Source organism: Polaribacter septentrionalilitoris (assembly GCF_009832745.1).
GTDB classification, from domain to species: Bacteria; Bacteroidota; Bacteroidia; order Flavobacteriales; family Flavobacteriaceae; genus Polaribacter; species Polaribacter septentrionalilitoris.
Genome location: NZ_VRMJ01000008.1, coordinates 36349 through 62091, shown reverse-complemented (window position 1 = coordinate 62091; position 25743 = coordinate 36349). Strand labels below are relative to the sequence as shown.

The window sequence follows — 25743 nt, the reverse complement described above, 5'->3', positions numbered from 1 at the left end:
TATTCTATTAAATACGTCTAAAATAGTAACCTATTTTAAAATTTTTGAACAATGAAAATAATAGAATCTAATAAAATTGAAGAAGTTGAATTACCTCTTCAGTTAAACATTTCCTTTAAAAAGGTATTTGTATTGTTCGAAAAATATGCGCATCAAGAATACGAAGAACATCCTTATCATGATGCTGCAAAGAAAATGGTAGATTTATTCAATAAACATCCAGAATTAAATGATGGATTTTCAGATTATACTTTACTCAAAAAGTACAAAGAACAAATAAACTTATTATTAGATCCATTATTTCCAGAACCTTTACGTTTAAACGAAATTAAAGCAGTTAGTGTTCCTTTCTCATTTACGTCTTTTAAATTTTCAGATAGATTTGAGAACATATTAAATAATGCTGGAGACAATTACGAATTTAATGTTCGTAATTTTGAAGATGATAGTATGTACATTATGGCTTGTACATTTATTTTAGGATTTGTTTATGGCTATAAAGTAGATATTAAAAGACCTTTTTATTTTGATATTCCTGATCAAACCACAGGAACAATGAAGTATTATAGAGCAGCTTTTAATGGTGATTTTTCTGAAATCACAGCAACAGAAAAAGCACCTAATTTAACACAAGAAGATTTTAAAGAATTACTAAATAACTTTGACAATATCGATTTATGGAAAGAGAAGTTTCCACCAAATAGCTATATTTTTAAAGGTTTTGGATTAGTTAATTTATTTGATGTTACTTCAGAAGAAATGCTATCTTCTATCAAAGCAAATCTTTTAGCAGGTGGAGACGATTTAATTTATCATCTCCAAAACAATTTAAGAGATTTCTATGCCATCAAAGATTTAAAATTAGGGTATTCTATTTTTGATAATGTAAATGATAAAATTTGTGAGGCTGCCTTAAAAAAATCAAACAGCATTATTTTAAACAAAAATTCAGAAATTTCTTGTGAAGGCGGCTACTTTTGTCATGGAATAATGCAAAAAGTATTTCAAAATCACGAAACATTCGTAATTTCTGATATTGAAGAATATGGATTGAATACAAACAAAAATCCATTTTATCAAAGTTTACACGATTCTGGAATTAGAAGTATCATCTTAATTCCTATAAAAGCAACCAAGAATAATGACTTAGCATTATTAGAAATTGCTTCACCAAGAGCTTATGAATTAAACTCAGTAAACATCAACAAACTTAAAGACATTATTCCGGTTTTTGAAGCTGCTGTTAAAAGAGTTTCAGAAGAACGTCAGAATGTTTTAGAGGCCACAATACAAGAAAACTATACTTCTATTCATAATTCAGTAAAGTGGCGTTTTTATGAAGCAGCAGAAAAATATCATTTTGAAAGCCAAACAAATGACAACGCAAAACTAGATGAAATTGTTTTTAAAGATGTATATCCTCTTTATGGCCAAAGTGATATAAAAGGTTCTTCTACAGCAAGAAATAAAGCCATAAAAGAAGATTTAATTACACAATTAACCTTGGCAATTTCTGTACTTGAAGATGCATGTAAAACAGAACAACTTCCTATTTATAACGAATTGATGTTTCGTGTTTCTTCATATTTGAAAGATGTAAAAAGTGGATTAAATGCAGGTGATGAAGTCAGTATTTTAGATTTTTTAAACAAAGATATTTATCCAGTTTTCAATCACATTAGAGAAATTAGTGATGAACATTCAGACAAGGTAACTATCTACATGAATCGTTTAGATAAAAACCTAAATGTGGTTTATGAGCGTAGAAAAGAATATGAAGATAGTGTTACCCTTTTAAATGACAAATTAGCCAAGTTTATTGACAATAGACAAAAAGATGCACAAGATATGTTTCCACACTATTTTGAGCGATATAAAACTGATGGTGTAGAGTACAACATGTATATTGGACAATCTATCACTAAGAACAAATCTTTTGATAAATTGTATTTGTATAATTTACGTTTATGGCAGTTGCAAATTACCTATGAAATGGAAAATGTAGCTTATTACGAACGTAGAAATATGAAAACCCAACTACGAGTTGCATCTCTTATTTTAGTACATAGTAATGCAATGGCAATCAAATTTAGAATGGATGAAAAACAATTTGATGTAGATGGTGCCTATAATATTCGTTATGAAATTATAAAAAAACGAATTGACAAAGCTCATATTAAAAGTACAGAAGAAAGACTTACAACTCCAGGAAAAATTGCAATAGTTTACTCTCAAGAAAAAGATGCTATAGAGTATACAAAATACATCAATTATCTACAGTCTAAAAATCAATTAGGTAAATTAGAATACTTAGAATTGGAAGATTTACAAGGTGTTTCTGGATTAAAAGCATTACGTGTAGAAGTTATCTATCAAGAAGATTTTAAAGAAAAAAACACCATTTCTTTCGATGATTTAATCAAAGAAATTGAAGCTTAAAAAAATTAAGCCATTCCTTGAGTAGCAAATGCTATTGCAAAAGCAACAACACTAACAAGTATACCAATCATAAAAACAGTATAAGTTGTTCTTAATAGATTGTATTTTCTATTCAGTACAAGTCCTAAAAAATATAAGTCTTTGGTTAAAGATCCATACAGATAATCCTTGTCCTGCATCATTTCACCCATAGCCCATTCAAAATCTTTTAAGCTCATTTGATGAAAGTTTCCAAAAAATAAAAGGTTTACTTTTTTATTGGCAACATCTTCTTTTGTAAACTCACCTTTGGTTACATTTGGTCTTGTTGCTAAAATCGATAAAACTATAGAAGCTACAGTAAATCCCATAAAAATTAATGTAGGGTAAATCAAATACGTGTTAGAAGGGTTATCTAATTTAGGTAACAAATTAGATAATGCTACCGAAATAATAATAGCATTAACAGATAATAAAATATTTGCTTTAGTATCTGCAATATCACTTAATGTAATATGATTTCTCAAAGCAACTCTAAACATAGTTTCTATACCACGTTCTGGAGCTTCAATCTTTTCTTTTTTAAGTTCTAAAGCCTCTTGCTTCTGATTAAATTTTCGAAGATCTTCTTGTAAACTTTTTAAATTTTTTATCAATTTAGAAAGATTTTTCTCCTTTCTTTTAGTCCAGTTTTTCAGAGCATATTCGGTATTAAAACGGTGCTGACCTGTAAAAAAAGCAATATTTTCTTTCATCCATTCCTCATCAGAAATTATTTTAAAACCACTTATCTCCCACTCTTTTCTTAGTAAAGAAGTGTAATCAAAAAAGCTTTTAGAAGCCAAATGTGCACAATCTGCATCAATTATAATTTCCTCTAAAATAGTTTGAGGTTCATGTCCCATTTTTGTTGCTAAAATCAACTTTGAAATAGCATCAATTCTTTTTTGGCCAACTTTTTTTTGTTTTAAAAAATCACTTACTATCGCTACACTAATTTCTTCATGACCTGATGACTTTTGAGTAAAACCTGTATCATGAAACCAAGCTGCAATTTCTAAATTCTCAGTATCAGTTTCAGTTATATTTAAATTTTCTACAAGTTCTTTTGTTTTCTCAACTACTCTTTGTGTATGAGCCAAATTATGATAGACATATTTCGTGTCAAGCTCATTACTTAACAAGTTAAAAACAAATTTTTCTGCATCAACAATTAGTGTACTCATATAAGATTATTTTATAAACGAATCGAAAGAAACTACAAAGTAACTTTCCTCTTTATTGATATTCGTCGTAAATTTAGGTATTGCTTTCAAAGGTATACAAATTAAGAATTATTTGTAAGTTAACAACGTTTTTTACGTCTAAAAACGAAAGCATATCAATATTAATTTAGAAAAGAAAGGAACCTAAAATATGCTAACTTGGAAAGAAGTTATCAACTTCGCAACAAAAGGAAATCCAACTCCTGATAAAAGAGTTGAGAAAACTGAAACAGAATGGAAAGCTTTATTAACCCCAGAGCAATTCAGAATTACAAGACAAAAAGGAACTGAAAGACCTCACAGTGGAGCTTTATGTAGTATTTATGATGAAGGTCAATACAATTGTGTTTGTTGCAATACACCATTATTTGATTCTACCATAAAGTTTAGTTCAGGAACTGGTTGGCCTAGTTTTACGCAACCCATTAAAGAAAACGCTATTAAATACCATAAAGACACCTCTTTTGGTATGATTAGAGTTGAGGTACTATGCAACTCATGTGATGCTCATTTGGGACACATTTTCCCAGATGGACCAGAACCAAGTGGATTGCGATATTGTATTAATTCTGAATCTATGCAGTTAGAGCAAGGAGATAAAAATGAGTAAAAATTTACAAATTGCCACTTTAGGAGGTGGCTGTTTTTGGTGTACAGAAGCTGTATTCCAAGAAGTAAGAGGTATTGAAAAAGTAGTGTCTGGTTATGCTGGAGGAAATGCTCCAGGAAAACCAACCTATAGAGAAATCTGTTCGGGATTAACAGGTCATGCAGAAGTTATTCAAATTACTTTTGATGCAAATAGTATTTCTTTTGAAGACATTTTAGTCATATTTATGACAACGCACAACCCTACAACACTAAATAGACAAGGAGCAGATAGAGGCACACAATACCGTTCTGTAATTTTTTATCATGATGGACAACAAAAACAAATTTCAGAGGAAGTTTTAAAACAAATTCAACCCTATTATGATGATAAAATTGTAACAGAAATTAGTCCTTTGCCTATTTTTTATGAAGCAGAACAAGAGCATCAAAATTATTATAGAGAGAATACCCAACAAGGCTATTGCACCTATGTAATTGAACCTAAGCTCTCAAAATTAAGAAAATTACACGCTGATAAATTAGCATGAAACTAAACATCAAAAATACATTTACCAAAGAATTACCTGCTGACCCAAATCTTGACAATTCAAGAAGACAAGTCACTGAAGCTGTTTTTTCATATGCAACTCCTAAACAGACTAAAGCACCAAAAGTGATTCATACCTCAAAAGAAATGGCTGATGAACTTGGGATTTCTGAAGAAGATTTACAATCAGAATTCTTTAGAGATATTGTTACTGGAAACCAAGTATATCCTAATACAAAACCTTATGCAATGTGTTATGGAGGACATCAATTTGGTAATTGGGCAGGTCAATTAGGAGATGGAAGAGCCATTAATTTATTTGAAGTAGAACATCAACATAAAAACTGGAAAGTTCAATTAAAAGGTGCTGGAGAAACACCATATTCTAGAACTGCAGATGGTTTAGCCGTTTTACGTTCATCAATTAGAGAATATTTGTGTGCAGAAGCGATGTTTCATTTGGGTGTGCCAACTACGAGGTCTTTATCATTAAGTCTAACTGACGATGATGTTTTGCGTGATGTGCTATACAATGGAAATCCTGCTTATGAAAAAGGAGCAATCGTATCACGAATTTCTCCATCGTTTTTACGTTTTGGAAATTTCGAAATTTTTGCAGCTAGAAAAGATGTTAAGAATTTAAAAAACTTGGTTGATTATACCATCAAACATCATTTTAGCCATTTAGGAACAGCATCTAAAAAAACCTACATCAATTTTTTTAAAGAAGTTTCTGAACGAACTTTAGATATGATAATTCATTGGCAAAGAGTTGGTTTTGTACACGGAGTGATGAATACAGATAACATGTCTATTTTAGGATTAACCATAGATTATGGACCTTATGGTTGGTTAGAAGGATTTGATTTTGGCTGGACACCAAACACCACTGACAGACAAAATAAACGCTACAGATATGGAAATCAACCAAATATTGGACTTTGGAATTTATATCAATTGGCAAACGCACTGTATCCCACCATAGAAGAAGTTGAGCCTTTAGAAGCTGTTTTAAATCAGTATAAAATTGATTTTGAAGAGAAATCTTTTAAAATGATGAAGTCTAAATTAGGATTATTTTCAGACAATAAACACGATGTTCAGCTAATTCAAAATTTAGAAGACACTTTGCAATTGGTAGAAACAGACATGACGATTTTCTTTAGATTATTAAGTGATTTTTCTGATGCTAAGTCAGGTTTAAATTTGATAGAAAAAGCATTTTATAATTTAGATGATGTTTCAGATGAAATAAAGAGATTATGGAATTTATGGTTCAATAGCTATTTTGAAAGATTACAAAAAGAAACTTTATCGAATTCAGAAAGAAAAGAAAAAATGGATGCTGTAAACCCAAAATATGTGCTTAGAAATTATATGGCACAATTGGCTATTGATGCAGCAGATGATGGTGACTACTCGTTAATTGACGAGTTAAATCAACTCTTAAAAAAACCATATTCTGAACAACCAGAAAACGAAAAATGGTTTGCAAAAAGACCAGAATGGGCAAGAAACAAAGTAGGTTGTTCTATGTTATCTTGTAGTTCTTAAAAAATAAATTAGTTTGTCATTTCGACCTTGTGGAGAAATCTTCAATAGTTAAAAGCTTAAAAATGACTTTTAATAAAAATAAAAATATGAAATTAGGCTTAGGAACAGCAGCTTTAGGAAGACCTCAATACATCAATGTTCGAGTAGAAGATTGTGATAATTCTAACTTAGAAACTTTTCGAAAAGAAAGTTTTCAAGTTTTGGAAGAAGCTTACAATTCTGGAGTTCGTTATTTTGATACTGCTCCTGGTTATGGATTGGCAGAAGAATTGGTTTTGGAATGGCTTCAAACAAAAAATGACTCTTCTATCAAAATTGCAACAAAATGGGGATATACCTACACTGCAAACTTTGACCCAAATGCAAAAATTCACGAAGTAAAAGAACATAGTTTAGCGAAACTAAATGAACAATGGAATTTCTCAAAACAATTGCTACCTCACTTAAAAGTATATCAAATTCATTCTGCAACTTTAGAAACTGGAGTTTTAGAAAATAAAGGAGTATTAGAGCAATTAGCAATTTTAAAAAAAGAACATCGTTTAAAAATTGGAATAACTACCTCTGGCACAAATCAAGTAGAGGTAATTCGAAAAGCTCTTGACGTTACTATTAATGAGGAAAGACTATTTGATGTTTTTCAAGTAACTTACAATTTTTTAGATCAAAGTTTACTCACAATTTCTGATGAGTTAATTCGCGAAAATAAATCCATTGTAATTAAAGAAGCATTAGCAAATGGCAGAATTTTCAGCAATAAAAACTATCCACATTACAATAAAATGTATTCATTTTTAGAGCAATTAGCATTAAAACACAATGTTGGCACAGATGCAATAGCCTTACAATATTGTTTGCAAACTATTTCTAAAAGTACTGTTTTAAGTGGTGCCAGCAATAGCAAACAATTGCAAGAAAATTTAAAAGTAAACTCATTTTCACTTTCCAGTTTGGAAATCGAAAAACTAAAATCTTTTAAAGTTTCTCCAGAAGTTTACTGGCCAGAAAGAAAACAATTGCAATGGAATTAAAAGCAATTTCACAACAATTTTAAAATTTCTATATTAGTAAAACATTTTTTTTAAATGATTCACGAACTCAAAGAAATTATCAATCAAGCTATCATCAATCAACAAAAAGGATTGAAAAATGCTTTGGCATCTGTTGTCTATTTAGAAGGCTCTTCTTACAGAAAACCTGGTGTTAGAATGTTAATTTCTGAGGATTTTTCTTCAGTTGGTGCTGTATCTGGTGGTTGTGTAGAAAAAGAAATCATTCAAAGAAGCACATCTGTTTTTGCTGATGGAAAATCAAAAATCATCACTTATAATGGTAGATACAGATTAGGTTGCGAAGGCATTTTATACATTTTAATAGAACCTTTTACTGTTTCAGATGATTTTTTAGTTGAGTTCACCAATTCAATTTTAAACAGAGATCAACTACAACTGGAAAGTACTTTTATCAAACAAGATGAAGTTTTTGGGAATTTTGGTTCTACAGTGACCTTTAAAAACAATAAGAAATTTTCTTTTTCTAAAGAATTTATACCTCAAAAAAATACTGAAACTTTCTCTCAAATTCTAGAACCTGCATTCAAATTAATTATTATTGGTGGTGAACACGATGCTGTAAAACTTTGTAAAACCGGAGCAAATTTAGGTTGGGAAGTAGATGTAATTACATCCGCAAAAGACAGCAAACAAACCTCAGATTTTCCTGGCGCAAATTCTGTTGTTGGAGAAAGTCCTGAAACAATTCAATTTTCTGATATCGAAGAAAACACGGCTATCGTAATTATGAATCATAGTTATGTGCAAGATTTAAAATATGTGGTAAAATTGTCTGAGTATAATCCAAAATATATTGGCATTTTAGGCGCTCCAAAACGCAGAGAGCGTTTGTTTAATGAGTTGTTTGAATTTGTGCCAGATATTTCAGATGAATTTTTAGATAGTATTTATACACCTGCTGGTTTGCATATAGGCGCCCAAACTCCAGAAGAAATTGCGGTTTCTATTGTAGCTGAAATTTTATCTGTCATCAGAAAAAAAGAACCTTATTCACTCCGAAAAATTAACGGTAAAATACATACTTCTTAAATGAGCAATATTGCTGTTTTAGTTTTGGCTGCTGGAAAATCATCAAGAATGAAAAGTATTAAACAGCTCGCTAAAATTGATGATAAAACGCTATTAGAAATTACCTTAGAAAAAGCTAAAAAAATAGCTCCAAATAATGCTTTTTGTGTTTTAGGTGCTAATGCTAATAAAATAAAAAGTCAGGTTAATTTTAATGACATACAAATCATCGTAAATTCTAATTTCGAAGAAGGCTTAAGCTCAAGTATCATTCATGGTATTCAATTCTTACAAAAAGAAAATTTAAAATTTAAAAGTGTATTCATTTTGTTGGCAGATCAACCTGGAATTCATTTGTCTTATTTAAACGAAATGATAGTACTTTTTAAAGATAATTCTACAAAAATTATTGCATCAAAATACGATAAAACCTATGGAGTTCCCGCTTTAATTCCTTCGCTTTATTTTGATGATTTATTAAATATAAAAGGTGATAAAGGTGCAAAGGTATTTCTAAATAAAAATTCTAACTCAATTTTATCACCAAAGAAAAACACAAATCTTTTTGATATTGATACAGTAGAGCATTTAAAACTCTTTACAAATGGTTAATTTTACAGCTATGAAAATTTTTAAATTTATTTTTCTGATATCAATTGTAATATTAATGTATGCTTGTGCAACTACAAAAATGCAAGTTGTAGATAATCATAATTATAAAAAAAACGATGCAGAAGTACTACATTCATTCTATTTGGTTGGTGATGCTGGTAATTCTGAATTGTACAAAAGAGATTCTGCTTTATCTTATTTAAATCAAGAAATTTTTAAGGCAAAGAGAAATTCTACTCTTATTTTTTTAGGTGATAATGTTTATCCAAAAGGAATTCCTGAAGAAAAATCTAAAAAATATGAGCTTGCTAAACATCGGTTAAAAGTTCAAACAGATATTGGAAAAAAGTTTCCTGGAAAAACATTATTTATTCCAGGAAATCATGATTGGTATAGTGGTTTAAAAGGATTAAAGAGACAGGAAAAACTAGTTGAAAAAGCCTTAGGTAAAAACACATTTCAGCCAGAAAAAGGTTGTCCTTTAGAGAAAATTGAAGTTAACGACGAGATTAATATTATTGTGGTTGATACACATTGGTATGTTACCAATTGGGATAAACACCCAGGCATTAATGATAATTGCGAAATAAAAACTAGAAAAAAGTTTTTTGATGAATTTGAAGGAATGATCAAAAAATCGCAAGGTAAAACTACATTGATTGCCTTACATCACCCAATGTTTACCAATGGACCGCATGGAGGTTATTACTCATTTAAAAGTCATATAAAACCTGCTCCTATTTTGGGTTCCGCCTTAAATATTTTGAGAAAAACATCAGGAGTTACCAATACAGACCAACAAAACTTTAAGTATAACGAATTAAGAAAACGAATTATTACTATAGCACAAGAAAATGAAAAAATAATTTTTGTTTCTGGTCATGAGCACAGTTTACAATACATAGTAAAAGATAATTTACCGCAAATTGTAAGTGGCTCAGGATCTAAAACAACTGCAGTAAAAAATGTTAACGGAGGTGTTTTTGGTTACGGAACTCAAGGTTTTGCTAGGTTAGATATTTATAAAGATGGATCTTCTTCAGTACATTTTTACACTGCAAAAGATAGAAAAATTGTTTTTGAAGCAAATGTATTTCAGAAAGATAGTGTTAAAGAATATTTAGAATTCCCAAACGCAAAACTTTCACAAAAAGCTGCATCTGTTTACACTTATAAAGAAGTTAAAAAGACTAATTTTTATAAGTTTCTTTGGGGTGATCGTTACAGAAAATACTTTGGCACAAAGGTTATTGCACCAACTGTTAATCTAGACACACTTTATGGAGGATTAAAACCTGTAAGAAGAGGTGGTGGTCATCAATCAAAATCTTTACGATTAAAAGACAATCAAGGTCGAGAATATGTAATGAGGGCTTTACGTAAAAATGCCATACAATATTTACAGGCTGTTGTTTTTAAAGACCAATATGTAGAAGGTCAATTTGACGATACATTTACAGAGAGTTTATTAATGGATGTCTTTACTGGCTCCCATCCTTATGCTCCTTTTACTATTGATAAATTGGCAGAAGCCATTAATATTTATCACACCAAACCAATTTTGTTTTATGTCCCAAAACAGAAAGGTTTGGGAGAATTTAATCTTGATTATGGTGATGAGTTGTATATGATTGAAGAAAGAACTGATGAAGGTCATGGGGATAAACAAAACTTTGGCTATTCTAACAATTTAATTAGTACAGACGATTTAAGAAAGAACCTCTTAAAGGATGAAAAATACGTTTTAGACGAAGAAACTTATATTAGAGCAAGACTTTTTGATATGTTAATTGGTGATTGGGATAGACATCAAGATCAATGGAGATGGGCAGAGTTCGAAGAAAAAAATAAAATTATATATAGACCTGTACCAAGAGATAGAGATCAAGCTTTCTCTGTTTTTGGTGATGGTTTTTTATTAAATTTTCTAACCAATTCTATGCCTGCTTTAAAAGGTATGCGCTCTTATTCAGAAGATTTAAAGAATCCAAAATGGTTTAGTTATTCTGCTTATCCATTAGACATGACATTAATTGCACAATCTGGCAAAGACGTTTGGGACAAACAAGTAGCTAGAATTCAATCTCAAATAACGGATGATGTTATTGAAAGTGCATTTGCCAAGTTTCCAAAAGAAGTTAACGATGAAACTATTAATGAGATTAAAAGAAAATTAAAAGGACGAAGAAAAAATCTTCAAAAAATTTCTGACCAGTATTTTACATCCTTAAATCGTTTTCAAGTAGTCAAAGGAACCCATAAGGATGATTGGTTTGAAATTGAACGATTTTTGAATGGAGATACTAAAATTACTGTTTATAGAATAAAAGGTGGTGAAAAAAAAGATATCATCTTAGAAAGAAGATATTCTTATAACATTACAAAAGAAATCTGGATATATGGTTTAGATGATGATGATGTTTTTACGGTTAATGGTGCTGATGGAGTTAATTCTATAAAATTAAAAATTATTGGAGGTTTAAATAATGACATCTACGAAATAAACAATGATCACAACGTAAAAGTATACGACCAAAAATCAAAAAAGAATACTTTTAAGACAGCTAATATTCATAAAAAAATTACTGATGATTACAAAACAAATACTTATGATTATACCAAATTAAAAAGCGCATCAGTATTATTATCACCTACCTTAGGTTTTAACCCAGATGATGGTATAAAAGTTGGATTAAAAAATGTGATTACTTCAAATAATTTTGAAAGAAATCCTTTTACAAAACAACAAACTATTTCTGCATACTATTATTTTGCAACTGGAGGTTATGAACTGAATTATTACGGAGAATTTGCTAACATCTTTGATCGCTGGAACTTAGGTATAGAAGCAAATTACAATAGCCCTAATTTTGCTAGAAACTTTTTTGGTTTTGGTAATAACTCTAAAAATCCTGAAGCAAATAAAGATGATGGTAATTTAGATTTTAATAGAGTTAGAATTCGAAAATTTAATTTGGGCTCATTTGTTAAATGGAGAGGAGATTTAGGAGCACAAATTAAAATTGGTGCTTCTTATCAAAACTTTGATGTAGAAAGAACACCTGGTCGTTTTTTAGAAACTCAATACGCGGCTGGAAATAGGTTATTTAACTCAAAACATTTTTTTAACACTGAAGCAAGTTACTTCTACAAACATTCAGATAATGCAGCATTCCCAACATTAGGAGTTGAGTTTGATGTAAAATTTGGCTACACCACTAGTTTAAATGAAAGCAGAAACTTTTCTTACAATAAAACTTCTCTAGCAATTACTCATAAACTGATTCCAAGTGGGCAACTAGTCTTAGCTTCAAAAGCCAAAGGTCATTTTACGTTTGGTAAAGATTTTGAATTCTATCAAGGGGCAAATATTGGTGGTAATGAAGGTTTAAGAGGATATAGAAATGAGCGTTTTACGGGTAAGAATTCTTTTTATCATTCAACAGACATTCGTTGGAATATCAGAAAAATAAAAACTTCTTTTATTCCGCTAAATGTCGTTTTATACGGTGGCTTTGATTATGGAATGGTTTGGGGAACACCAAATGCCTTAACTATACTTCCAAATGCTGCATCAAACCTAAATACTTCTTATGGTGGTGGATTGTTTTTTAATGCTGCAAACATGATTGTTGCCGGTGTTGGCTATTTTAATAGTGCAGATGGTGGACGTTTAACTTTTGATTTAGGTTTTGATTTTTAGATATGAATGAAATTGGATTAATTTTTGGTGCTATCTTCGGTTTGTTATCCGTTATTTTAGGTGCCTTTGGTGCACATTTATTAAAAAAGAAACTCTCTTTAGAACAACTACAAAGTTTTGAAACCGGAGTGAAATACCAAATGTACCATGCTATTGTTTTATTGATTTTAGGTTTCCAGTTGAATAATAAATTAGCAATTGACAACTATATTATTTATAGTTTTATAGTAGGGATTATTTTGTTTTCTTTCTCTATTTATGGATTGGTTATTTCCTCATCAAAAAACAAAAAATTAAAGTTTTTAGGACCAATAACACCTTTAGGTGGATTATTTTTAATATTTGGTTGGGGACTTTTGCTCTGGAAATTTATAATAATTTTTTAGAGTTTTAACTCATATAAATTTCCTCCAGAACCATGAGCGCTTTCATCTGTAATTAAAAGTGTTTTGTTATCTTTAAAACAAATTCCTTCTTTTTGAGAACGATGAGTTAGCTTTATTTTCCTAACTTTTCCAGATAAAAAATTATCATTTTTAAAATCACTAAACAATAATATATTTTTTTGAGATAAAAGCACTACTGCTTTACCATCTGATGAAATATCTGCAGATGTAATCCAACATTCTAGGTCATCACAGTTGTCATATTCGCCAATTAATTGAGCTGTATATTTACCTTTTTTTGCAGGAATTTTATATAAAAAAGTTTTTCCGTATTTCTTTTTAACCCTACTTTTTGTAAAGATATATAAGTTATTATTGAAATAGAAAAAAGACTCAGCGTCAAAAAACCGATCTTTCTTTTTAGGTGGAAATTTATCTTGATTTGGATACTTAAACTCTATTTTATCAACCTCAGCATTCTTTTTATCCAAGTATTTTTTGTCAACTTTTAAAATGGTTAGGTTCTTCCTTTTATTGTTGTTATTTCCAAAATCACCTATATATAAATTGCCTTCATCATCAGATGTTAAATCTTCCCAATCATGGTTTTTGGCTTTTACATATATCTCTTTTTTTATCTTTCCTTTTTTAGAAACTGCATACAATTTGGGTTGATTTCCGCTATCATTTAACATCCAAATTACTTCAGAATTCTCAACAAATTCAGTTCCAGAAACTTCTTTTAAAACTTTTGGTAAATCGCCCAACATGTTTAATTGTCCAAAATTTTGACAATTACATACAATTAGAAAACTAAAAAATATAAATGTTTTTTTTATCATAATTTACCAACCACCAGAGGCTCCACCTCCACCAAAACTTCCGCCTCCAAATCCGCCACCAAAGCCTCCGCCTCCAAAACTTCCACCACCAGAAGACCCTCCAAAACCACCACCAAAACTTCCTCCACCTCTACCAGCGTTACTAAGAATAATGGTATCTAAAATACTTCCTGCTACAGAACGTCTTCTATAACGTCTTCCTCCACCTCTATTATTTTTATTTCCTCTAGAAATTAAGATAAAAATGATGACGATAAATATGATAAAAACGATAACACCAGAGTCAAACCCTTTAGCATTTTCTTTACGAGTTCCTTTAAATGCTCCATTTAAAGTCATAAAAATATAGTCAGAACCCTGATCTAAACCCGCATAATAATTTCCTTTTTTAAATTCAGGAATGATGACTCTTTCAATAATTCTTTTCGATTGAAAATCTGTCAATAAATGTTCTACTCCTTTACCTGCTTGTATGGTTATTTTTCTATCGTTTTGAGCTAACAACATCAAAACTCCATTATCTTCTTTAGCCTGACCTATACCCCATTTTTCTCCCCAATTTGCAGCTAAATAAGCAATGTTTTCACCTTGTGTAGAAGAAATAATAGCAACAACAATCTGAGTAGAAGTTGAATCTGAATAACGAACTAATTTGTTTTCTAAATTTGTCTTTTGAATTGGAGTTAACAAACTTGTATAATCATATACACTTGTTTGAAACTTAGGTTTCTCAGGAATTTTATAACCTTGTGAAAAAAGAGCTAGTGTGCATAAAAAAGAAAGTAAAAAAAGACTTTTTTTATTAAGAGCTAAAAACCAAAAACTAAAAACTTTATTTATCATCCTTTAGAAATCTCATTAGAAAGTTCATCTTCATCGTCAATTTGCCAAGGAAAATGATCTTTTAGTTCTTCTCCTGCTTTTAAGATTCCATCAATTAAACCTTGTTTAAAATCTCCGTGTTTAAAATGATTTTGCATCACATCTTTAGTTGTGCTCCAAAAATCATCAGGAACAACATCGTTGATTCCTTTATCACCATAAATCACAAATTTTTTGTCATTTACAGCAACATAAATCAACACTGCGTTTTCATCTTTGGTGTTATTCATTTTTAGCATGTGAAACACTTCTAGCGCACGTTCATAATGGTCTTTCTCTGATGTAGCCTCAATATGCACACGTATTTCACCAGATGTGTTTTTCTCTGCAATTCGAATAGCAGAAATAATTTCTTGTTCTTCTTCTGGAGTAAGAAATGCTTCTACTTTAGACATTGTTATTCTTTTTTCTTGTTAAAATCGAAGTTGACATCTGGTGCATTTTCAGAACCAGGGTTTGATTTGTAACGAGACATTTCATCAAAATTAAACATACCTGCTAATACAGAATTTGGAAAAATCTTAATGTGCTTATTATACTTATTTACCCCTTCATTAAAACGATCTCTTGCTACATTAATTCTATTTTCTGTTCCTTCTAGTTGGCTTTGTAGTTCTAAAAAGTTTTTATTTGCTTTTAAATCTGGATAACGTTCTACAACAACCATTAATTTAGACAATGCTCCAGTTAAACCACTTTGTGCTTGTTGGAATTGTGCCATTTTATCTGGTGTTAAATCTCCTGCATTGATGTTAACCGATGAAGCTTTTGCTCTTGCATTGATAACATCTGTTAAGGTGTTTTTTTCAAAATCAGCAGCTCCTTGCACAGTTTTTACTAAGTTTCCAATCAAATCATTTCTACGTTGGTAAGCACTTTCTACATTAGACCAAGTAGTTTTTGCATCTTCTTGTAAAACAACTGCTTCGTTATTAAACCCTTTAGCCCAATTATAAATTCCAAAGACAATAACAGCGATAACTATTACTGGAATTAACCATTTTTTCATAATTTCTAAATTTAAATTTTTGTTGATTATTTGTCTTACAATATTACCCAATATTTTGGAGAAAGTAAAGATTTATTAGACCAATCACTCTATTAGTATGATAAATAGAGGTTTTGTTACAATTGATTTTTAATTTTAATCAATTCAGCTTTTACAGCTTCTAATCTGTTAATGATTTCTTGATGATCAAAAATAGATTCTGGGTTTTTCTTTAGTTTTTGTTTGGCACCTTCTAACGTAAATCCTCGTTCTTTAACCAAATTAAAGATCAATTTAAAATTTTTGATATCATCTTGAGTAAACAAACGATTTCCTTTTGCGTTCTTTTTAGGTTTGATAATATCAAACTCTTTTTCCCAAAAACGAATTAATGAAGCGTTTACGTTAAAAGCTTTGGCAACTTCTCCAATTTTGTAATATCGTTTTTCAGGTAACTCTACGTGCATTTTTTTGTATAATTGTTTAACTGTATATATGTGTAATTGTTAAGTTATGTTTTTTAAACAGTTAAACGATTCAACAATTACATTTTTTTTAGTCGTAAGATTGCCCTTCTTCTTCAGCAGCTTTTTGCATTGCTGCAAACTCTTCTGGAGTTAAATCTCCGTAATAAAAATTAATAGGATTTAAGGCTCTATCGTTTTTATGCACTTCGTAATGTAGGTGAGAAGAAACAGAACGACCTGTATTACCAACATAACCAATTAAATCACCTCGTTTTATTTTCTGTCCTCTTCTGGCTTTTATTTTACTCATGTGAGCGTAAATAGTTTTGTAACCATAACCATGATCTATATAAACAACTTTCCCAAAAGTTGGACTTCTTTGTGCTCTAATTACGGTTCCATTTCCAGAAGCATAAATAGGTGTCCCTACAGGAGCAGTAAAATCCATTCCTTTATGAAACTTTCTAATTTTTAAAATTGGATGCATTCTCCATTTATACCCAGAAGCCATTCTTGTCATGTCTTCTAATTTTACAGGTAAAATAGCAGGAATAGAAGCCAACATCTTTTCTTTTTCTTTGGCTAAAGCTACAATTTCATCTAAAGATTTAGACTGAACAACCAACTGTTTAGAAAGTACATCTATATCTTTCGTTAATTTTTTTATCATTGTAGAATTGTCAAATCCGTCTAAATATTTATAACGATTCACCCCTCCAAAACCTGCTTTTCTTTGTTCATCAGGTATTGGATTAGCTTCAAAATAAGTTCTATAAATATTGTTATCTCTTTCTTGCAATTGCACTAAAATCTCAGAACTTTCTTCCATCCTCTTGGCAAGTAATTCATAATGTAGCTTTAAATTTTCCAACTCTCTTTTTTGAGCACGTTCAGTTGGTGACATTATAAATTGACTAAAAACAATAAAACCAATAAAGGCAGTTAAAAAAGCGCCTAAAATACCGAAGACAGTTTTCTTATAGTAGTCTCTCTTTTTTACAGTAATTTTCCTGTAAGAAAGGGTGTCTGCATCGTAATAATATTTTACTTTCGCCATAATAGGAATTATACTATTTTTGCTGTATTGAATTATGAATTTGTTGAAAACTCATTTTTAACAACACACAAATTTACAAAATGTTTTACAACTGCTATTTTTGAGCGGTTTTTTTAAAATTAAATTAACACAATCCAACTTGTTGGAAACTTCTTTTTTTATGAAATCACAAGATATTCGTTCCACTTTTTTAAACTTTTTCAAAGAAAAAAAGCACTTGGTTGTTCCTTCTGCGCCAATGGTTACAAAAGATGACCCAACGCTAATGTTTATTAATTCTGGAATGGCTCCTTTTAAAGAATATTTCTTAGGAAATGGAAGTCCGAAAAAGAATAGAATTACAGATTCACAAAAATGTTTGCGTGTTTCTGGAAAACATAATGATTTAGATGAAGTGGGTTATGACACTTATCATCATACGTTATTTGAAATGTTAGGCAATTGGTCTTTTGGTGATTATTTTAAGAAAGAAGCCATTGCTTGGGCTTGGGAATTGTTGACAGAAGTTTACAAAATAGACAAAGACATTTTATACGTAACCGTTTTTGAAGGAAGTGATGATGCTGATAACTTAGGGATGGATGAAGAAGCTTATGATTTGTGGAAACAATTTATAGCTGAAGACAGAATCTTAAAAGGTAATAAGAAGGATAATTTTTGGGAAATGGGTGAGCAAGGCCCTTGTGGACCTTGTTCTGAAATTCATGTTGATATTCGTTCTGCGGAAGAAAAATCAAAAGTTGATGGAAAAACCTTGGTGAATGAAGATCATCCTCAAGTGGTAGAAATCTGGAACTTGGTTTTTATGCAATTCAACAGAAAAGCAGATGGTTCTCTAGAAAATTTACCCCATAAACACATTGATACTGGAATGGGTTTTGAACGTTTATGTATGGTTTTACAAAATGTTCAATCTAATTATGATACTGATGTTTTTACACCAATAATTAGAGAAATAGAAGCCATAACCAACACAAAATATGGCTCAAACGAAAAACAAGATATTGCAACTCGTGTAATTTCTGATCATGTTAGAGCTGTTGCTTTTTCTATTGCTGATGGACAGTTACCAAGTAACAATGGAGCAGGTTATGTAATTCGAAGAATTTTAAGACGTGCTGTTCGTTACGGATTTACTTTTTTAGACAAAAAGGAACCTTTTATTTATAGATTAGTTGATGTTTTAAGTAAAAAGATGGGAAATGCATTTCCTGAAATTAAAGCACAAAAGCATTTGATTGAAAATGTAATTAAGGAAGAAGAAACGTCTTTCTTAAGAACGTTAGATCAAGGTTTAATTTTATTAGATAATATTATTTCATCATCAAAAACTACAGAGATTTCAGGTGATAAAGCTTTTGAATTGTACGATACTTATGGTTTCCCTATTGATTTAACTGCTTTAATCCTCTCTGAAAAAGGATTAACTTTAGACGAAAAAGGGTTCCAAAAAGAACTAGAAAAACAAAAAAATAGATCAAGAGCTGCAAGCGAAATGTCTACAGATGATTGGACAATTTTAGATAATGATGCTGTAGAAGAGTTTGTAGGTTATGATACGTTAGAAGCAAATGTAAAAATTACTAGATACAGAAAAGTAACTTCCAAAAAAGATGGAGAAATGTATCAGTTGGCATTTAATTTAACACCATTTTATCCAGAAGGTGGTGGTCAAGTTGGTGACAAAGGTTACTTAGAAGATGCTCATGGAGATGTTATTTATATTCTAGATACAAAGAAAGAAAATAACCTTATCATTCATTTTGTAAAAAACCTACCCAAGCATCTTAATGAATCTTTTAAAGCAGTTGTAGACAGTAAGCAACGTTATAGAACTGAATGTAACCATACTGCTACACACCTATTGCATCAAGCATTAAGAGAAGTATTAGGAACTCACGTAACACAAAAAGGTTCTGCTGTTCACTCTAAATATTTACGTTTTGATTTTTCTCATTTTTCAAAATTAACTACAGATGAATTGCGTGATGTAGAAAACTTTGTAAACAATAGAATTTCAGGAAAACTTCCTTTAGAAGAGAAAAGAAACATCCCTATGCAACAAGCTATTGAGCAAGGTGCTATGGCTTTGTTTGGTGAAAAATATGGAGACACAGTTAGGGCTGTAAAATTTGGGAAATCTGTTGAACTTTGTGGTGGAACTCATGTAAAAAATACTGGTGATATTTGGCATTTCAAAATAAAATCTGAAAGTGCTGTTGCTTCAGGAATTCGAAGAATTGAAGCCATTACTAATGATGCTGTTAAAGATTTCTATTTTGAAAATAATAGAGCACTTTTTGAAATTAAAGATTTACTAAACAACTCCAAAGAACCTGTAAAAGCTGTTAAAACACTTCAAGAAGAAAACACATCTCTAAAAAAACAAATTGATCAGTTGTTAAAAGATAAAGCACAAAATTTATCTGGAGAAATCAAAAATCAATTACAGGAAATTAATGGTGTCAATTTCTTGGCAACTAAAGTAGATTTAGATGCTAACGGAATTAAAAACCTTGCTTTTGGTTTGGGGAAAGAGTATAACAATCTTTTTTTACTTTTTGCTGCTGCTCCAAAAAATGATAAAGCCTTGTTAACTTGCTATATCTCTAAAGAATTGACTAAAGAGCGTGGTTTTGATGCTGGAAAAGTTGTCAGAGAATTAGGAAAATTGATTCACGGAGGTGGAGGTGGCCAACCTTTCTTTGCAACTGCAGGAGGTAGAAACCCTGGTGGGATTCCGAAAGCTTTGGAAAAAGCAAAAGAATATTTGATTTAAACCTTTCTTTTTATTTGTAGTCTAAAGGTTTGATATTTAATATTATATTTATTTCATACCTTTAAAACGTGCCATATTTAGATATATATTCAGGAGAATGGTCTGCAGAAAAAGCAAGACATTTATTAAAGAGAACTTCTTTTGGAATAACGCCAGATTTAGTTTCAGAGGCTGTAAACTTAGGTTTACCAGCAACAATAGAGAAACTTTTTGAAAATAAACCTTTACCGGAACCACCTTTAAAATATGAACCTGATGGAACAAACAGAGGTGAAATAAACGATCCTGATGTAAAGCAAGGTAAAACTTGGGTTACTGCTCCTATCTATCCAGATTTACCAACATCACAAGAAAGAAATCGTGTTTTTAGAGCTAGAAACCGATCTTTATATGCTTGGTCTTTTCTACAAATGCAAAATTCTGGCATTTCTATTATAGAAAAACTAACCTTGTTTTGGCATAACCATTTTGTATCAGAAAACAGAAATCCACACAGAGAGTTTTACTACATGGATCTGCTAAGAAGAAATGCCCTTGGTAACTTCAAAGAACTAACTAAAAAGATTACCATAGACCCTAATATGTTAATTTATTTAAGTGGTCATGAAAATCAAAAAAAATCTCCAAACGAAAATTATTCAAGAGAATTATTAGAACTTTTTACTCTTGGAAAAGGGGCTGCTGTTGGTAATGGAGATTATACCAACTTTACAGAAGAAGATGTTGTACAAATTGCAAAAGTATTAACAGGATGGAGAGCCAGATGGATTAGACATGGAGATGGTATTGAAGATCCTTTACATGCATTTTTTACTAAAAACAGACATACAGAAGGAAATAAAACCTTGTCTCATAGATTTAACAATGCTGAAATTACTGAAAACGGAGATGAAGAATATAAAGACGTTATAGATATAATTTTTCAGCAAGAAGAATGCGCTAAATTTATTACAAGACAATTATACAAGTGGTTTATAACTGCAGAGATTTCTGATGATGTAGAAACAAATATTATATTACCATTGGCAAAAATATTAAGAGACAATGATTATGAAATCACCCCTGCTTTAAAAGTATTATTTTCATCAGAACATTTTTATGAAAATACCTTTTGTATGATTAAAAGCCCTATAGACTTACTATTATCTACAACACAATCTTTATTATTTTCTGCTCCAAAAATTTCTGTAGAGCAAGAATATGATTTTGCTTATTTACTTTATTTAGCGGCTACAGATCTAGAACAATCTATTTTTCATCACCCAGATGTAGCAGGTTGGAAAGCCTATTACCAAGAACCTTTGTTCTATAAAACCTGGGTGAATAGTTATACATTGCCTAAAAGATTAGAATTTTGTAAAATATTGGTCACTGGTGGTCAATTACTTATTGATAAAAAAAAATATAGAGTTCCTCCCTTTATTCCAGTTTTATTGGTTGTTTCGAAAATTACAAATGCAGATGACCCAAATATTTTGGTAAAAGAATTGGCAAATCAGCTTTTTAATTATGAAATTTCTCAAAACCAAATAGACAACTTAAAAGATTTTTTAATTCAAGGTTTACCTGATTTTGAATGGACTGTAGAATACTCAGATTATTTAGCTAATCCATCAGACACTGGGTTACGAGCTTCTGTAGAAAATAAATTGAGAAATTTGATAGGAACTATGGTACAAATGTCTGAATTTCAAATCATGTAATTATGAAGAAAAATCAGAAATTAAATAGAAGAGATTTTATAAAGTTGAGTTCAATTGCTTCAGCTTCTTTACCTTTTACTTTAAGTGGATTTCCACTTTTTGCAAATGATAAACCTAAAGATTATAATTTTTCAGAAGACAACGAAAATGTTTTAGTTTTGATACAGTTGCAAGGTGGTAATGATGGATTAAACACTATTTTTAATTTAAATCAATATGATAATTTACAAGCGGTTCGCTCTAATATTATCATTCCAGAAAAAGATTTATTAACTGTTGATGGTGCTACCCGTTTTCACCCAAACATGGCAGGAATAAAACAAGTTTGGAATAAAGAAAAACTAGCCATTATTCAAAATGTAGGATATCCTAACCAAAATAGATCACACTTTAGATCCACAGATATTTGGAATTCTGCTTCTGATGCAGAAGAATATATTTCTTCTGGTTGGATAGGTCGTTTTTTTAACGAAAATCATCCTCAATTCCCAGAAAATTATCCAAATGAAAACGAAACAGATCCTTTTGCAATAACTATTGGAAGAATTATTTCTGAAACTTGCCAAGGCCCTGTATCTAATTTTTCTATGGCTTTAGAAGATCCAGATAATCCTGGAACAGCAACTGTAACTAGTAATGGAGAAGTACCAGAAAATTGTTATGGAGATGCTTTACAGTTTGTAAACGATACTATTAGCCAAACCAACGCTTATGCAGATATCATTAAAAAAGCTTCTAGCTCTGGTAATAATTTATCTGAAAAGTACACAGATTCTGATTTAGCAGAAAAATTAAAGAATGTTGCCAAATTAATCTCAGGAGGCTTAAAAACCAAAGTATACATTGTACAATTAGGTGGCTTTGACACACATGACAATCAAGTTCTAGAGGGAGATAAAAAAACAGGAAGACATGGAATTCTGTTGCAAGAATTATCCGATGCAATTGAAGCTTTTCAAGATGATATTGAATTATTAGGCATAGACAATAAAGTTATTGGAATGACCTATTCTGAATTTGGAAGAAGAATTCGTTCTAATGGTGGCTTAGGAACAGATCATGGTAGTGCAGCTCCATTATTTTTATTTGGGTCTTGTGCAAATAACACCATTTTAGGTGATGCTCCAGAAATTGACACTCAAGTTGGTATTAAAGAGGGCGTGCAAATGCAATACGACTTTAGAAATATCTACAGTACTATTTTAACAGATTGGTTAGGTGCTACAAAACAGGAAGCTACCTCTATTTTGTTTGATGATTTTGATGCACTCCCTATTTTTAAAAGTGGTTGTTCTGCTTCGCTTTCAACAAATAATTTTGGTATCCAAGAATTAGAAATTGATATCTACCCAAATCCCACAGTAAACTCAATAAATATTACTTTTTTTGGCAATAATGAAAATGTAAAAATTACACTTTACAATGCTATTGGGGCTGTAGTAAAACAAATTACCAATAAAAAATTCGGTACTACACAACATGCTATACAAGTTGATGTTCAACATTTACCTAAAGGCAATTACTTTATACATTATCAATCTAAAGGAATTTCTAAAACCAAGAAGTTGTTGAAGTATTAAATTTATTCTAAATTTACATTAGAACTTGATATTACTCTAATGAACCTTCAAACAAAAATCAAAATTAAGTCAGAATCTAAAAACCTGATTAACTATAAGTCAGAAATTTTGTTGTTAGGCTCATGTTTTTCTGAGAATATTGGTGATAAGCTCAACTATTTTAAATTTCAAACATTACAAAATCCATTCGGAATTCTTTTCCATCCAAAAGCTATAGAAAGATTAATTACAAATGCCATCAATGAAAAAACCTATTCTGGAAAAGATATTTTTTTTCAAAATGAGCGTTGGCATTCTTTTGAAAGTCATTCTGATTTGAGTTCGAACAATGAAAAAATTATTTTAAATAAGTTAAATGGCGCTATTTCAATCACCCAAAGAAAATTAAGAAACGTATCACATATCGTTATTACTCTAGGAACTGCTTGGGTATACAGACATATAGAAAGTGATGAAATTGTAGCGAATTGTCATAAAGTCCCTCAAAAAAAATTCTTAAAAGAATTGCTTTCAGTTGATGAGATTACCCAAAGTTTAGATGCTATCATTCAGTTGATAAAATCAGTAAATAAAAATGTTTCTATTCTATTTACAGTTTCTCCTATTCGTCATTTAAAAGATGGTTTTATAGAAAATACACAAAGTAAATCTCACTTGATAGCTGCGATTCATAATGTAATTGATGTCAGAAAAAACCTCCATTATTTTCCAAGTTATGAAATTATGATGGATGAATTACGTGATTATCGCTTTTATGCAGAAGACATGATTCATCCTAATAAAACTGCCATAAACTATATTTGGGAGAAATTTTTAGAATCATGGTTTTCTAATGAAGTAACCTCATCAATGAAAGAAATTGATATCATTCAAAAAGGATTATCACACAAACCTTTTAATGCTAGCTCAGAAAAACATAAAGAATTTTTATCTAATTTAGAGCAAAAAATAGTAGAAATAAAGACTAAATTTCCGTTTATAAATTTCTAAATTAATAGAAATGTTCAAGAGTATTTTTTATCCAACACAACAAAATGTATATATTTGGTTAAGTTCCATTTATTTATTATTTCTCTTATACTTGGGTGAAATTACACCAATTACAATACTGTTTGTTTATTTTGTAGAAACTATTATTATTGGTCTTTTTAATGCCTTAAAAATGTTTTGGAGCATTCGTTTTGGCAATCATAAAACAGGTGGATATGGGCTTATATTCTTCTTTCTTTTTCATTATGGATTTTTTATTGGGGTTCAATCTATTTTTGGTTTTGCTCTTTTTCAAATGGACTCTAGTTCCATTTTTAAAGAACCATTTCAAATTGTAAAAAACTACGGAATTATTTTGGGCTTAGAAGAAATGAAATATGCATTACCTGCAATAATTTTTACGCATGTTGGAAAATTTTTTAGTGATTTTTTAAAAAATAAAAAATATCAAAAGTTCTTACCTACAGAAATTATGTTTAAGCCCTATGTCAGAATTTTTATTCAACAGTTTGTCGTAATTCTAGCCTTCTTTTTTATGGTTATTGGTAATGCAGGTGTCCTAGCTGCAATTCTTTTGATATTATTTAGGCTATTTGTTGATTTGTTTTTTGAAGCTATTAAAGAAAACTCTTTACTTTTAGAGAAAATATCTAAAAAACTAGCAAATGAAAAAGCATCATCAGAAGAAATAAAAAAACAGCTCATTCATTTTACAGAGTAAAATTTTAAATACGTCATTTGACGTATTGTTTTCAGAATCTGTTTTATAGAACTTTGTGATGTATCAAAATTAAAATGGAGTATCAAGAAAATTTATTTGCAGAATGGAGCTACTCTCAACAAGAATGGGATGAATTTGTTGACATTGAAAAAGCAAATAAAAAAGAAGACAATATTTATTTTGGAGTTGGTATTTTAATTTTGGGTACTATAGTATTGATGCTATTTAGACAAACAAGTTTTTTAGGCGGTTTAGTTTTTGCTGCACCTCTAGCCTTTCTAATACCTTGGTTAAGAATGAAAATTAGTTATCGTCATTTAAAAAAAGGAGTCGTTAATCCTTTTGTGAAAATATATTCTGATCATCTTTTAATAAATGATAAAAGGATTGAACTTTTTGCTGATAAAAAAAGAGTAAAAAGTTTAAAAATTATTGAAGCAAAAAATGATAAAAAACTTCTAGAATTTGATGTTCAATGGTTAACAAGAAAAGGGCCAACAAATGATGAGTTTAGAATTCTAATTCCTAAAGACAAACTCGAAGAAGCTAAATCTTTAGTCAAAAAACTTTAATTATA

General features: G+C 30.3%; 22 protein-coding genes. 15 read left to right on the top strand and 7 right to left on the bottom strand.

The annotated features are described in order from the left end of the window. Positions 1-51 precede the first annotated feature (51 nt). Positions 52-2439 (top strand): GAF domain-containing protein, encoded by a 2388-nt coding sequence (locus tag FP421_RS01530; RefSeq protein WP_159946926.1) that lies wholly within the window; start codon positions 52-54, stop codon positions 2437-2439. 5 nt (positions 2440-2444) lie between these two features. Here the strand turns inward: FP421_RS01530 and FP421_RS01525 are convergent, their stop codons facing one another. Beyond that, positions 2445-3644: a Pycsar system effector family protein gene (locus tag FP421_RS01525; protein ID WP_159946924.1), complete on the bottom strand. Its 1200-nt coding sequence runs from the start codon at positions 3642-3644 to the stop codon at positions 2445-2447. A gap of 190 nt (positions 3645-3834) precedes the next feature. On the opposite strand from FP421_RS01525, the gene msrB reads away from it, so the two are divergent. From msrB to FP421_RS01485, 8 genes are all read left to right on the top strand, one after another. Then, positions 3835-4293, top strand: coding sequence for a peptide-methionine (R)-S-oxide reductase MsrB (msrB, locus tag FP421_RS01520; protein ID WP_159946922.1), 459 nt, complete (start codon positions 3835-3837; stop codon positions 4291-4293). Further along, positions 4286-4822 (top strand): peptide-methionine (S)-S-oxide reductase MsrA, encoded by a 537-nt coding sequence (gene msrA / locus FP421_RS01515; RefSeq protein ID WP_159946920.1) that lies wholly within the window; start codon positions 4286-4288, stop codon positions 4820-4822. The genes msrB and msrA overlap by 8 nt, the downstream gene beginning before the upstream one ends. Next, complete coding sequence (locus FP421_RS01510) at positions 4819-6375, top strand: protein adenylyltransferase SelO (RefSeq protein WP_159946918.1); 1557 nt, start codon at positions 4819-4821, stop codon at positions 6373-6375. The genes msrA and FP421_RS01510 overlap by 4 nt, the downstream gene beginning before the upstream one ends. 86 nt (positions 6376-6461) lie before the next feature. Beyond that, positions 6462-7406, top strand: a complete 945-nt coding sequence (locus tag FP421_RS01505; RefSeq protein ID WP_159947129.1) for an aldo/keto reductase — start codon at positions 6462-6464, stop codon at positions 7404-7406. 54 nt (positions 7407-7460) lie between these two features. Further along, the gene (locus FP421_RS01500) at positions 7461-8477 is read left to right on the top strand and encodes an XdhC family protein (protein ID WP_159946916.1); all 1017 of its coding nucleotides are present in this window, start codon (positions 7461-7463) and stop codon (positions 8475-8477) included. Next, a complete protein-coding gene (locus FP421_RS01495) occupies positions 8478-9068 on the top strand; it encodes a nucleotidyltransferase family protein (protein WP_159946914.1) in 591 nt (196 codons plus the stop codon). A 10-nt stretch (positions 9069-9078) separates the two neighbouring features. Further along, the gene (locus FP421_RS01490) at positions 9079-12771 is read left to right on the top strand and encodes a metallophosphoesterase (protein ID WP_159946912.1); all 3693 of its coding nucleotides are present in this window, start codon (positions 9079-9081) and stop codon (positions 12769-12771) included. Positions 12772-12773: 2 nt separating this feature from the next. Next, the gene (locus FP421_RS01485; protein ID WP_159946910.1) at positions 12774-13157 is read left to right on the top strand and encodes a DUF423 domain-containing protein; all 384 of its coding nucleotides are present in this window, start codon (positions 12774-12776) and stop codon (positions 13155-13157) included. Here FP421_RS01485 and FP421_RS01480 read toward each other — a convergent pair. The 6 genes from FP421_RS01480 to FP421_RS01455 form a co-directional block, all read right to left on the bottom strand. After that, the gene (locus FP421_RS01480; RefSeq protein ID WP_159946908.1) at positions 13154-13999 is read right to left on the bottom strand and encodes a hypothetical protein; all 846 of its coding nucleotides are present in this window, start codon (positions 13997-13999) and stop codon (positions 13154-13156) included. The two genes, FP421_RS01485 and FP421_RS01480, sit on opposite strands and share 4 nt — an antisense overlap. Before the next feature lie 3 nt (positions 14000-14002). Continuing rightward, a complete protein-coding gene (locus FP421_RS01475; RefSeq protein WP_159946906.1) occupies positions 14003-14842 on the bottom strand; it encodes a TPM domain-containing protein in 840 nt (279 codons plus the stop codon). Beyond that, complete coding sequence (locus FP421_RS01470; RefSeq protein ID WP_159946904.1) at positions 14839-15276, bottom strand: TPM domain-containing protein; 438 nt, start codon at positions 15274-15276, stop codon at positions 14839-14841. Before FP421_RS01470 ends, FP421_RS01475 begins: the two co-directional genes overlap by 4 nt. A gap of 2 nt (positions 15277-15278) precedes the next feature. Next, positions 15279-15890 (bottom strand): LemA family protein, encoded by a 612-nt coding sequence (locus tag FP421_RS01465; protein WP_159946902.1) that lies wholly within the window; start codon positions 15888-15890, stop codon positions 15279-15281. Between the two features lie 116 nt (positions 15891-16006). Then, entirely contained in the window at positions 16007-16336 is a 330-nt protein-coding gene (locus tag FP421_RS01460; RefSeq protein ID WP_159946900.1) for a MerR family transcriptional regulator, read from the bottom strand. Between the two features lie 88 nt (positions 16337-16424). Further along, positions 16425-17393: a M23 family metallopeptidase gene (locus FP421_RS01455; RefSeq protein WP_159946898.1), complete on the bottom strand. Its 969-nt coding sequence runs from the start codon at positions 17391-17393 to the stop codon at positions 16425-16427. A 160-nt stretch (positions 17394-17553) separates the two neighbouring features. On the opposite strand from FP421_RS01455, the gene alaS reads away from it, so the two are divergent. The 6 genes from alaS (at position 17554) to FP421_RS01425 (ending at position 25738) form a co-directional block, all read left to right on the top strand. Beyond that, positions 17554-20172 (top strand): alanine--tRNA ligase, encoded by a 2619-nt coding sequence (alaS, locus tag FP421_RS01450; RefSeq protein WP_159946896.1) that lies wholly within the window; start codon positions 17554-17556, stop codon positions 20170-20172. A 68-nt stretch (positions 20173-20240) separates the two neighbouring features. Continuing rightward, positions 20241-21875, top strand: a complete 1635-nt coding sequence (locus FP421_RS01445; protein WP_159946894.1) for a DUF1800 domain-containing protein — start codon at positions 20241-20243, stop codon at positions 21873-21875. Between the two features lie 2 nt (positions 21876-21877). Further along, complete coding sequence (locus tag FP421_RS01440) at positions 21878-23455, top strand: T9SS type A sorting domain-containing protein (protein ID WP_159946892.1); 1578 nt, start codon at positions 21878-21880, stop codon at positions 23453-23455. 39 nt (positions 23456-23494) lie between these two features. Beyond that, positions 23495-24445: a GSCFA domain-containing protein gene (locus FP421_RS01435; RefSeq protein ID WP_159946890.1), complete on the top strand. Its 951-nt coding sequence runs from the start codon at positions 23495-23497 to the stop codon at positions 24443-24445. Between the two features lie 10 nt (positions 24446-24455). Continuing rightward, positions 24456-25166: a DUF6498-containing protein gene (locus FP421_RS01430; protein WP_159946888.1), complete on the top strand. Its 711-nt coding sequence runs from the start codon at positions 24456-24458 to the stop codon at positions 25164-25166. Between the two features lie 74 nt (positions 25167-25240). Then, the gene (locus tag FP421_RS01425; protein ID WP_159946886.1) at positions 25241-25738 is read left to right on the top strand and encodes a hypothetical protein; all 498 of its coding nucleotides are present in this window, start codon (positions 25241-25243) and stop codon (positions 25736-25738) included. Positions 25739-25743 lie beyond the last annotated feature (5 nt).